Annotated in this window: 6 protein-coding genes and 1 pseudogene; 5 read left to right on the forward strand and 2 right to left on the reverse strand. The window is 65.1% G+C overall.

Annotation, left to right across the window (positions count from 1 at the left end; all coding sequences use genetic code 11):
- Positions 1 to 307 precede the first annotated feature (307 nt).
- Positions 308 to 3,442 carry an efflux RND transporter permease subunit gene (locus JWQ89_RS15895; RefSeq protein WP_299642527.1) on the forward strand — a complete coding sequence of 1,045 codons (3,135 nt, stop codon included), beginning with the start codon at positions 308 to 310 and terminating at the stop codon, positions 3,440 to 3,442.
- A 69-nt stretch (positions 3,443 to 3,511) separates the two neighbouring features.
- On the opposite strand, the gene JWQ89_RS15900 is transcribed toward JWQ89_RS15895, so the two are convergent.
- Both JWQ89_RS15900 and JWQ89_RS15905 read right to left on the reverse strand, forming a co-directional pair.
- A complete protein-coding gene (locus JWQ89_RS15900; protein WP_299642529.1) occupies positions 3,512 to 4,879 on the reverse strand; it encodes a hypothetical protein in 1,368 nt (455 codons plus the stop codon).
- A 265-nt stretch (positions 4,880 to 5,144) separates the two neighbouring features.
- Positions 5,145 to 5,981: a hypothetical protein gene (locus tag JWQ89_RS15905; RefSeq protein WP_299642531.1), complete on the reverse strand. Its 837-nt coding sequence runs from the start codon at positions 5,979 to 5,981 to the stop codon at positions 5,145 to 5,147.
- 832 nt (positions 5,982 to 6,813) lie between these two features.
- Between JWQ89_RS15905 and urtA the strand changes: the two genes are divergently transcribed.
- The 4 genes and pseudogenes from urtA to JWQ89_RS15925 all read left to right on the forward strand — a co-directional run.
- Entirely contained in the window at positions 6,814 to 8,076 is a 1,263-nt protein-coding gene (urtA, locus tag JWQ89_RS15910; RefSeq protein ID WP_299642536.1) for an urea ABC transporter substrate-binding protein, read from the forward strand.
- Between the two features lie 128 nt (positions 8,077 to 8,204).
- A pseudogene (gene urtB, locus JWQ89_RS15915) lies at positions 8,205 to 9,776 on the forward strand (urea ABC transporter permease subunit UrtB).
- 199 nt (positions 9,777 to 9,975) lie between these two features.
- Positions 9,976 to 11,151: an urea ABC transporter permease subunit UrtC gene (gene urtC / locus JWQ89_RS15920; RefSeq protein ID WP_299642533.1), complete on the forward strand. Its 1,176-nt coding sequence runs from the start codon at positions 9,976 to 9,978 to the stop codon at positions 11,149 to 11,151.
- Positions 11,148 to 11,538 (forward strand): ATP-binding cassette domain-containing protein (locus JWQ89_RS15925; RefSeq protein ID WP_299642535.1); only part of this gene is annotated, 391 nt, incomplete at its 3' end. The genes urtC and JWQ89_RS15925, both read left to right, overlap by 4 nt.

Genomic DNA, 11,538 nt, shown 5'->3' on the forward strand with positions numbered 1-11,538 from the left:
CCCTCCCCCTACTGGGGAGGGAGACCCTCCCGACCCGCGATCGTAACCTCAGCCTGTGTGGGGGCGGTTCGATCGTCTCCTTCCGCAGTGAATCGGTCGTGAGGTTCGAGCGTGGCGCTCACCCCCACCCAGCTGCGCAAAGGTCCTGGGCTGTGGCCCAGGACCTGCTCCGCTACCCTCCCCACAAGGGGGAGGGAGGCGCGGGAGCCGCAAGGCCGGTGATGGCTGAACCCGCAGTCGTCTCCCTCCCCCTTGTGGGGAGGGATCAAGGGTGGGGGTCCCCACGCGCTGAAGCTGGAGATGTTTCATGAGCATCCAGACCCAGAACGAACGCGGTGGCGCGATTGCCGGGCTGTTCGTGCGGCGCCCGGTGCTGGCCATCGTGGTCAGCTGCCTGATCATCGTCGCCGGGCTTGCGGCCTTTTTCGGAGTCGAGGTCCGGGAGCTGCCGAGCGTCGAGCGCCCTACCCTGTCGATTTCCACCAACTTCGCCGGCGCCGCCGCCGAGACGGTGGATCGCGAAATCACTTCGACCATCGAGGGCGTGGTGGCGCGCGTCCAGGGCGTGGCCTCGATCTCGTCGGATTCGTCCTATGGCCGCAGCCGCGTGTCGATGACCTTCAACGACGGCACCAATCTCGACAACGCCACCTCCGATATCCGCGATGCGCTCGGGCGCATCACCAACCGTCTGCCGGACGGGGCCGAGACGCCGACCATCGTCAAGGCGGATTCGAATGCGCAGGCGATCGTCCAGCTCGCCGTCACCTCAGACACCATGCCCAAGGACGAGCTGACGGCGCTGGTCGAAAACACCATTTCCGAGCGGCTCGCGGCGGTGCCGGGCGTCGCCGACGTGCAGGTCAACGGCAGCCAGGACAAGAGCTTCGAGATCGACGTCGACCAGATCAAGCTCGCGAGCCTCGGCCTCACCGTCGCCGATATCAGCAACGCGCTCTCCACCATCGCCTTCGACAGCCCGGCCGGCTCGCTCAACGGCACCAACCAGAACATCGCGATCCGCGCCATTGCCGAGGTGAACACCCCGGCCGAGTTCGAGAACATCGTCATCAAGGACAACACCCGGCTCGGCGACGTGGCGAGCGTGGTGTTCTCGCCCGGCGCCTCCAATTCGGGGCTGCGCGCCGACGGCAAGTCGGGGATCGGTCTCGGCATCGTGCCGCAGGCGCAATCGAACGCCGTGCAGATTTCCGATGGGGTGAAGAAGGCGGTCGCGGACTTGAAGAGCTCGCTGCCGCAGGGGGTGAACATCCAGATCTCGTCCGACGAGTCGGTGTTCATCTCGGGCGCCATCCATGAGGTCGAGCGCTCGCTGATGATCGCCGTGTTCGGCGTCATCGTCATTATCTTCCTGTTCCTGCTCGACTGGCGGGCGACGATCATTCCCGCCATCACCATGCCGGTGGCGCTGATCGGCACGATTGCCGGAATCTATGCCTTCGGATTTTCGCTCAACATCCTGACATTGCTGGCGCTTGTCATCGCCACCGGCCTCGTTGTCGACGATGCGATCGTGGTGCTCGAGAACATCACGCGACGGCGCGGCATGGGGCTCGGGCCGCGGGCTGCGGCGGTGCTCGGGACGCAGGAAGTGTTCTTCGCGGTGGTCGCGACGACCCTCACCCTGGCCGCGGTGTTCATCCCGATCTCGTTCCTGCCGGGGCAGACGGGGCTGTTGTTCCGCGAGTTCGGCTTCACGCTGGCGATCTCGGTGGGGCTGTCCGCGGTGGTGGCGCTGTCGCTGGCCCCGATGATGGCGTCGCGGCTGCTGAAGCCGCATGTCGAGCGGCCGCCCAATCTCATCCAGCGCTTCGGCGGCGTGCTGGCCGGCATCTACCACCGGACGCTGCATGTGGCGCTCGATAACCCGCTGGTGGTGATCGTCGCCGCGCTGCTGTTCGCTGGAGCCGCCTGGGTGGCGTTCGGGACGCTGAAGCAGGAGCTGACGCCGCCCGAGGACCGGGCGTCCATCGCCATCAATGTCAGCGCGCCGGCGACGGTCAGCCTCGATTTCACCCGCACCCAGATGCAGAAGATCGAGGACCTGGTGGCGCCCTACAAAGCGAGCGGCGAGGCGACGAGCATCTTCTCGATCTCCGGCTTCGGCTCGAACACCAATTCCGGCTTCATCATCCTGACGCTGGCCGACTGGGCGCAGCGCGAGCGCAGCCAGCAGCAGATCGCCGCCGAGATCACCCAGCTCCTGACCCGGGTGCCGGGCGTCCGCGCCAATATCCGGCAGGGCAATAGCCTCGGCGTCCGCGGCGGCGGCTCGGGGCTGCAATTCGCACTGATCGGCGACGACTACGCGACGCTGTCGGGCGCCGCCAACAAGGTGAAGGCGGAGCTCGAGAAGGACGACAAATGGGGCCGCGTCTCGGTGAACTACGAGACCACGCAGCCGCAGATGACGCTCAGCATCGACCGCGAGAAGGCGGCGCAGCTGGGCATCGACATCAACGGCCTCGCCGCCACCATGCAGGCGATGATCGACGGCTCGGACGTGGGCACGGTGTTCATCAACGACGCCAGCTACGCGGTGCGGCTGACCTCGACCTCAAGCCCGGTGAACGACCCCGGCGACCTCGAGTCGATCTACCTCAAGACCACCGATGGCCGCTACGTGCCGATGTCGACCATCGCGACGCTGACCGAAGCGCCGATCGCGCCCTCGCTCGGCCGCGAGCAGCAGCGACGCGCCGTGACCGTGACCGCGGCGCTGACCGACGGGTTTGCGCTGGGTGACGCCTATAACGAGGCGGTGAAGATCGCCCAGCCGATGCTGCCGGAAGGCGCCGCGATCATTCCGATGGCCGAGGCGAAGACGCTCGGCGAGAGCAATAACGGGCTGATCATCACCTTCGGCTTTGCGCTGGTGGTGATCCTCCTGGTGCTGGCGGCGCAGTTCGAGAGCGTGTGGAGCGCGGTGATCGTCATGGCGACGGTGCCGTTCGGGCTCGCCTGCGCGGTGTTCGCCATGCTGCTGACGGGGGTGACGCTAAACGTCTACAGCCAGATCGGGCTGGTGCTGGTGGTCGGCATCATGGCCAAGAACGGCATTTTGATCGTCGAGTTCGCCAACCAGCTGCGCGATCGCGGCCAGAACGTGCGCGAGGCGGTGGAGAATTCGGCGAACATCCGGCTGCGACCGGTGGTGATGACGATGATCGCCACGGTGCTCGGCGGGGTGCCGCTGATCATCGCCGGCGGCGCCGGGGCGGAGGCGCGGGCGGCGCTCGGCTGGATCATGGTGGGCGGGCTGAGCTTCGCTGCGGTCTCGACGCTGTACCTGACGCCGGTCGCCTACCTGCTGCTGGCGCGGTTCAGCAAGCCCAAGTCCGAGGAAGAGGCGCGGCTGCAGCGCGAGCTGGCGGCGGCTGACGAGGCCGAGACCGGCACGGCCCCTGCCCCGGCTGAGTAGGCGTTCCGAAAAGGTGAAGGGCGCGGGATTGCGGACCCGCGCCCTTCGTCGGTCCTGATCGGGGCCAGATCAGAACACGTACACGGTGAGCTGTCCGCCACTGCGCGACACGGCGAACACGTCGCTGGCGCTGTGGCCCGAACCGCTGATCCGGGACGAGAGGCTGGAGCTGCCGGCCAGGGCCCGCTGCAGCAGCTGGATCTTGCTGCTCTTGGCCAGCGCCTGGGCGATCTTGGCGCGAGTAGGGCCGCAGAGCCGGATCGGCACGACCCGGACTGTGCCCACCTGCTGGAACAGCGCGCGGCTGAGCTGCATCTTCGAGGCCAGCGAGATCACCTGCCGGCCTTCCTGGATCGAGCAGGCCGGGTTGGCGAAGCTGCCACCGCCATTGCTGGCGACGAGGATGGACCCGCCGCCGTTGCCATTGCCGGCGCCGCCATTGCCGCCACCGTTGCCGTTGCCGCCAGTGCCCCCGTTTCCGCCGTTGCCGCCATTGCCGTTGCCGTTGCCGTTGCCGGTTCCGGCTCCGCCGCCAAGGCCGAGGTCGATATTGATGCCGCCCAGATCGAGGCCGCCGAGGCTGAGGTCGCCCAGCAGGTTGCTGGCGTCGAGTCCGCCGAGGCCGAGATCACCGAGGCCAAGATCGCCCAGCCCGGTGTTGCCCAGGTCGAGCAGCCCGAGATCGCCGAGGTCGAGAATGTCATCGCCAAGGCCGACATCGCCGACGCCAAGATCGGTGAGGCCGAGGTCGCCGAGACCGACATCGCCGAGCCCGAGGTCGCCTACGCTGCCGAGGTCGGCCAGATTGCCGAGGCCAAGGCCGCCGCCCAGCCCGCCGCCATCACCGCCGAGGCCGAGGTCGACATTGTCGAGCAGGTCGGTGCCGCCGAGGCCCACATCGCCGATCAGGTCGCCGTCGCCGAGGCCGAGGTCGATATTGTCCAGAGTGCCGTCATCGACGAGGTCGAGGCCGCTGAGGTCGAGGCCACTGAGATCGAGGCCGTTGAGGTCGAGGCCTTCAAGCAGGTTGCCATCGCCCAGACCGAGCCCGAGATCACCGAGCAGGCCGTTGCCGTCGCCTCCGAGATCGAGGTTGACCACGCTGTTGCCGGTGTCGTTTTCGCCGCCGAGGTCGACATCGAGCAGGCTGCCGTCGTTGCCGCCGCCGACATCGACCAGGTCGCCGACGCCGCCGAGCAGGCCGTCGCCGGCACCGCTGCCACCGCCACTACCACCGCCGAGGTTGATCTCTAGGCTGGTGTCGCTGTCGGCGCCGAGGCCGATATTGACGAGTGAGTCGCTGCCGGCGTCTCCGGAATTGATATCGACAACGCTGCCGACGCTGGTGTCGGAATCGGCATTGCCACCAAGAAGACCACCGAGAAGCTGGGCCTGTGCGGGAACCACGCTGGTCCCGGCGACAAGCAAACATGCCATAAGTAACGTTCCGGCGTTGCTTTTCATGACGTTTCTCCGCTTTTTCGCAACATGCGTGCAATATGGAGAAGTCAAGCTGACAGGACGCTGTCAGAAGTGACAACCAAGGTTTCGCACCATTCGGTAGTTAGCGTGGCGCTCACTCCTTCAGGAAATTGCTAGCAATTACCGGTTATCACTTATCGCCGTTCTATTCTGTACTTAGACGCAATAAAAAACGGCGTGGAGCGAGCCCCACGCCGTTTTTGCACATCTGCGAAGAGGATCAGAACACGTAGACCACCAGCTGGCCGCCCTTGCGCTGCACCGCGACGACATCGCCGGCGTCGTAGCGCGTGCGGCCCAGCGAGGCCGAGATCAACGCGTCGGACATTACGGCCCGACGCAACAGGTTGATCTTCTGGCTCCTGGACAGGATCTGCGCGACCTGCTTCTTCGCGGCCGGGCAAAGCTTGATCGGCACCACCTGCACATTTGCAGCGCGCATCCACGCCTTGATCTCAGCAGCGTTGATCTTGCCGGCCGCCGCGACCTGCAGCAGCTGCCGGGCGTTGTTGGCCGCGCAATTGATCACGAAGCTGGAGCCGCCGAGGCTGCCGACTAGGACATAGCCCCTGCCAGGGCCATTGCCGGGTCCATTGCCGCCGCCGGGCGGCGGGTTGCCGTTGCCGTTGCCGCCGCCGCCAGTTCCGAGCGTGCCGAAGTCGACGGTGAGATCGAGCCCGAGGCCCGCGAGATCGAGCGTCACCGCGGTGCTCTTCAGCAGCCCCGTGGTGGTGAGGCCCACATTGGCAAGCGGCTTGTTGCCGCCTCCTACAGAGGCGTTGAGGACGTTGTTGCCGCCTCCGATGTCGACATTGACGAGGCCCGCATTGTCGGGGTCGTTGATTGTCGCGAGGCCGCCGACATTGGTGCCGTCGCCACCGGCGCCAGTCAGGTCGCCCACCGTGTCGGTGACAGTTTCGGTTACTGTATCGGTCAGGTCACTCACCGTGTCGGTAAGTCCGCCCAACAGGCCGCCGGCGCCGGCCGGCGTCGCGCTTATACCCGCGACCATTAGCGCCGATGCCACGAACATCATCAGGTTGCTTTTCACAATCATTTTCTCTGGTCTCCGCCGCCGTGATCACCAGCGCATGTGGCCATGCGCAAGCTCACCTTACGGACAGTCTACTTCACGTTTATTTTCTTATTGCATCTATCATTCAAGCAATTGTTGGTAACGCACACGTGACATTAGAACTACAGTTCGCCCAACGGCTTACGTAGTTACGCTTACTATCACGAAAATCAGCTTGAAGCGTCGTTACTGGAGACCCACGACAAGAAGGCGCGGAGCCGAAGCTCCGCGCCCCACCGGCGTCAACAACGAGGGAGCGTCAGCCCTCGCCGCATCGGCCGATATCCGTGCGCCGGCAGGTCCGCCAGCGGCTTGTCCGATTAACGGGGCGCGGCACGAATGGTTGCGGTGGACTCGGGGGATGGCGCGGACCCGCCGGAGGCGCGGACACCCCACGAAAATCAAAAGCCCCGCGCCGTGGCAGGCGCGGGGCCGAGGGTGTCGGTGCAAACAACCTCTGCCGGAAGCAAAACTTCCGGTGCAGGTTTTTTAGCAGGACTGTAAAGCGCGGTCATCTACGCCAGAAGTGATACGCCGCGCAGTTGTTAGGCAGTCTCCGGCAATGCCCAATTCTTAAGCAATTGCTAATCGACCTGCCCAGAGAACCGGCAGCGACCGGCGTGCATTCTGCAGCAGCCCGCCACCCACGACTCCCAGTCGACTGGAAGACGTCATAACAATCAACCACTTATCGATGTTTTTCAACGCTGGCACGGCGATTGCAACTTCTCTTCCCGGTGCAAACAACCAACTGTCGGAGGTAAGTATGACAGGTATTAATCGCGTGATGGCCGGCATCGGCCTGGGGAAAGCGATGACTGCCGCGGGGCTCGCGCCCCTCACTGCATACGCGCAGGAGACCATCAAGGTGGGCGTGCTCCACTCGCTGTCGGGGACGATGGCGATCTCGGAGACCACCCTCAAGGACACCATGCTGTTCCTCATCGAGGAGCAGAACAAGAAGGGCGGTCTTCTCGGCAAGCAGCTGGAAGCCGTCGTGGTCGACCCGGCCTCCGACTGGCCGCTATTCGCCGAAAAGGCCCGTGAGCTGATCGCCGTGGACAAGGTTGCCGCCGTGTTCGGCTGCTGGACCTCGTCCTCGCGCAAATCGGTCCTGCCGGTGTTCAAGGAACTGAACTCGATCCTCTTCTACCCCGTGCAGTACGAGGGCGAAGAGTCCGAAAAGAACGTCATCTACACCGGTGCCGCTCCGAACCAGCAGGCCATTCCCGCCGTCGACTACCTGATGAGCGAAGAAGGCGGCTCGGTGAAGCGCTGGGTGCTTGAAGCCACCGACTACGTCTACCCGCGCACCACCAACAAGATCCTCGAGCAGTATCTCAAGGACAAGGGCGTCGCTCCGGAAGACATCAAGATCAACTATACCCCGTTCGGCTTTGCCGACTGGCAGACCGAAGTCGCCGCGATCAAGGAATTCGGTTCGGCCGGCAAGAAGACCGCCGTGGTCTCGACCATCAACGGCGACGCCAACGTGCCGTTCTACAAGGAACTGGGCAACCAGGGCATTTCGGCCGAGGACATCCCGGTCGTCGCCTTCTCGGTCGGTGAAGAAGAACTGGCCGGCATGGACACTTCGGCCCTCGTCGGCCACCTCGCCGCCTGGAACTACTTCCAGTCCGTCGACAACCCGGCCAATGCCGAGTTCATCAGCGCCTGGCACAGCTACATCAAGGACGACAAGCGCACCACCAACGATCCGATGGAAGCGGCCTATCTCGGCTTCCAGCTCTGGGTGCAGGCGGTCGAGAAGGCCGGCACCACCGATACCGACGCGGTCCTCAAGGCGATTGTCGGGCTCGAAGTGCCGAACCTCACCGGCGGCACTGCCAAGGTGCTCCCGAACCACCACCTGACCAAGCCCGTGCTGATCGGCGAAATCCAGGACGATGGCCAGTTCGAGACCGTGTGGCAGACCGACGGCGACGTACCGGGCGATGCCTGGTCGGACGTGCTGCCGGAAGACAAGGGCATCGAAGCCGACTGGACCGACCCGCTGACCGGTTGCGGCCACTTCGACACCGCCACCAAGACCTGCGGTGCGGCCCCGGCGCTGTAGGCCACCGATGCGATCCGGCGACGGCGGCCTCCGCCGTCGCCACCCCCTCGATAACGCCCCCACTCTCCGGCGATAGAGCGACCACGATGGCCACCCGAATACTCAGTCTGATTGCCCTCCTGCTCGCTATGGTCGTCGCCCCCCTGCCCGCCCTGGCGCAGGACGATTTCGCGGCCCAGGTGAATGCGCTAGGCCCCGGCAGCTTCGCCGACCGGACCAAGGCCATGGCTGCCCTCGTCGCCACCGGCGACGAGCGCGTGCCGCCGATCCTCTTGGCGCTGAGTGACGGCACGCTCTACATGCGCAAATCCGACGACAAGGTGGTGATCGCCGCCAAGGCCGGCAGCGATTTCGCCCTCACCGACCCGGTGGACGGCGCCGATCTCGGCACCGTGCCCAGCAGCGACATCGAAAAGATCAAGTCCAACAACGGGCTGCGCGGCAAGATCCGCACCGCTATCGGCCAGATGACGCTCTTGAGCCCCGACCGGCCGACGCGGCTCTCGGCGGCCCAGAGCATCCTGAAGAACGCCGATCCGGCGATGCTCGAACTGCTCGACCAGGCGCTCGCCGCCGAGTCCGACCCCGGCATCAAGAGCACCATGGAGCTGGCGCGCGCAGTGATCGTCCTGAAGACCGAGGGCGCGCTCGAGGACAAGCGCGCGGCGGTGCAGACGGTGGTCTCACACAATGATCGTGCGGCGCAGAACGTGCTGATCAACTCGCTGGCGGAGGCGCCGGACGAGCTGAAGCCAACTATCCAGTCCGGCATCAACTCGATCGGCAGCACGCTGGCGGTGTGGGATGTCGGGCGGAACCTGCTCTACGGCATCTCGCTGAGCTCGGTGCTGCTGCTCGCCGCCATCGGGCTTGCCATCACCTTCGGGGTGATGGGCGTCATCAACATGGCGCATGGCGAGATGGTGATGCTGGGGGCCTACACCACCTACGTCACGCAGCTGGTGATCCAAGCGGTGGCGCCCGGGCTGATGGAGTATTCCCTCGCCTTCGCGGTGCCGGCGGCCTTCCTCTTCACCGCGCTGGTCGGCGTCGGCATCGAGCGCGGTATCATCCGCTGGCTCTATGGCCGGCCGCTCGAGACGCTGCTGGCGACCTGGGGCCTGTCGCTGGTGCTGCAGCAGCTGGTGCGCTCGATCTTCGGGCCGACCAACAAGCTGGTGCAGCCGCCCAGCTGGATGAGCGGCACGTTCGACCTGTGGAACCTCAGCTTCACCTGGAACCGGCTGTGGATCATCGTCTTTGCCATCGCGGTGTTCATCGCGCTGCAGATCATCCTCAACCGCACCCCGCTGGGGCTGCAGATGCGGGCGGTGACGCAGAACCGCCGCATGGCCTCGGCCATGGGCATCCGCACCCCGTTCGTCGACGCCATGACCTTCGGGCTCGGCTCGGGCATTGCCGGCATGGCCGGCGTGGCGCTGAGCCAGATCGACAACGTCTAGCCCAATCTCGGCCAGGGCTACAACATCGACAGCTTCATGGTGGTGGTGTTCGGCGGGGTGGGGAACTTGTGGGGGACGCTGATCGGCGCGGTGACGCTGGGGGTGGCGAACAAGTTCCTCGAGCCGTATGCGGGAGCGGTGCTGGCGAAGATCGCTATTCTCATTTTGATTATCCTGTTCATCCAGCGGCGACCAAGAGGGCTGTTTGCGCTCAAGGGGCGGGCGGTGGAGTCGTGAGTTTGTTCGTTCGCGAACTGTCGTGTGGGCCGGTGGCTGTGGACCCCCACCCCTGCCCCCTCCCCCTAAACATGGGGAGGGAGACCCCCACACTACCGCCGGCGTTTTCGTCTCCCGCCCCCTTCTTAGGGGGAGGGGACAGGGGTGGGGGTCCACAACCACCGGACATACGGTTCTCGCTGGTTCGGAGCGAACATCAATGATCACCCAACTCCTCTTCCGCGCCCTCGACAAAAAGGCCATCTGGCTCGTCGTGGCGCTTGTCGTCATCGCCATCGCCATTCCGTTTGCCAATCTCGTCATTCCCGAGGGCAATCCGCTGCATATTCCGAACTATGCGGTGCCGCTGTTCGGCAAGTATTTGAACTACGCCATGCTGGCGCTGGCGCTCGACCTGGTGTGGGGCTATTGCGGCATTCTCTCGCTCGGGCACGCGGCGTTCTTCGCGCTCGGCGCCTATGCCATGGGCATGTACCTGATGCGCCAGATCGGGGCGCGCGGCGTCTATGCCAATCCGGTGCTGCCCGATTTCATGGTGTTCCTCAACTACCACGACCTGCCCTGGTTCTGGCACGGCTTCGACCAGTGGTGGTTCGCCTTCGCCATGGTGGTGCTGGTGCCGGGCGCGCTCGCCTTCGCCTTCGGCTGGTTCGCCTTCCGCAGCCGGGTGACCGGGGTCTATCTCTCGATCATCACGCAGGCCATGACCTATGCACTGCTGCTCGCCTTCTTCCGCAACGACCTGGGGCTCGGCGGCAATAACGGGCTCACCGACTTCAAGGATATCCTCGGCTTCAACGTGCAGGCGGCGACCACCCGCGCCGCGCTGTTCGCCATCTCGGCGCTGGCATTGGCGCTGGCGGTGGTCATCTGCTCGGCGATCGTCAATTCCAAGCTCGGCAAGGTCATGGTGGCGGTGCGCGATGCCGAGAGCCGGACGCGTTTCCTCGGCTGGCGTCCGGAGAACGTGAAGCTGTTCGCCTTCGTCGTCTCGGCGGTGCTCGCGGGGATTGCCGGCGCGCTCTATACGCCGCAGGTCGGCATCATCAATCCGGGCGAGTTCGATCCGGCCAACTCGATCGAGGCGGTGATCTGGGTCGCCGTCGGCGGGCGCGGCACCATTGTCGGGCCGATCATCGGGGCGGTGCTGGTCAATGCCGGCAAGTCGATCTTTACCGGCGCCTTCCCCGACTGGTGGCTCTACTGCCTCGGTGGGCTCTTCATCTTCGTCACCCTGTTCATGCCCAAGGGAATTGTCGGGCTGTTCAACAACCTGCGCAGCCGCAAGGTCACGCAGGCGAGCGCCGCCGCCGAAGCCGGCGAGGACCCGAGCACCCTGCCCCAGACCAGACCTTCGCCGGAGCCCGCCGAATGATCCAGGATCCCGAAGGCACTATGCTCTATCTCAACGGCGTCTCCGTCTCCTTCGACGGCTTCAAGGCGCTGAACCACCTGTCGATCATCGTCCATCCGGGCGAGATGCTGGCCATCATCGGGCCGAACGGCGCGGGGAAGACCACCATGATGGACATCATCACCGGCAAGACCCGGCCCGATGACGGCGAGGTGTTTTTCGACGGCCGCACCGATCTGACCAGGCTCGACGAGGCGACGATCGCCAATCTCGGGATCGGCCGGAAATTCCAGAAGCCGACGGTGTTCGAGAGCCATACGGTATGGGACAACCTGGTGCTGTCGCTGAAGAAGCCGCGCGGCGTGTTCTCGGCGCTCGGCTATTTCGAGACCGCCGCCGACCGAGGGC

The organism is Devosia sp., from assembly GCF_028290645.1.
In the GTDB taxonomy this organism is placed as follows: Bacteria; Pseudomonadota; Alphaproteobacteria; order Rhizobiales; family Devosiaceae; genus Devosia_A.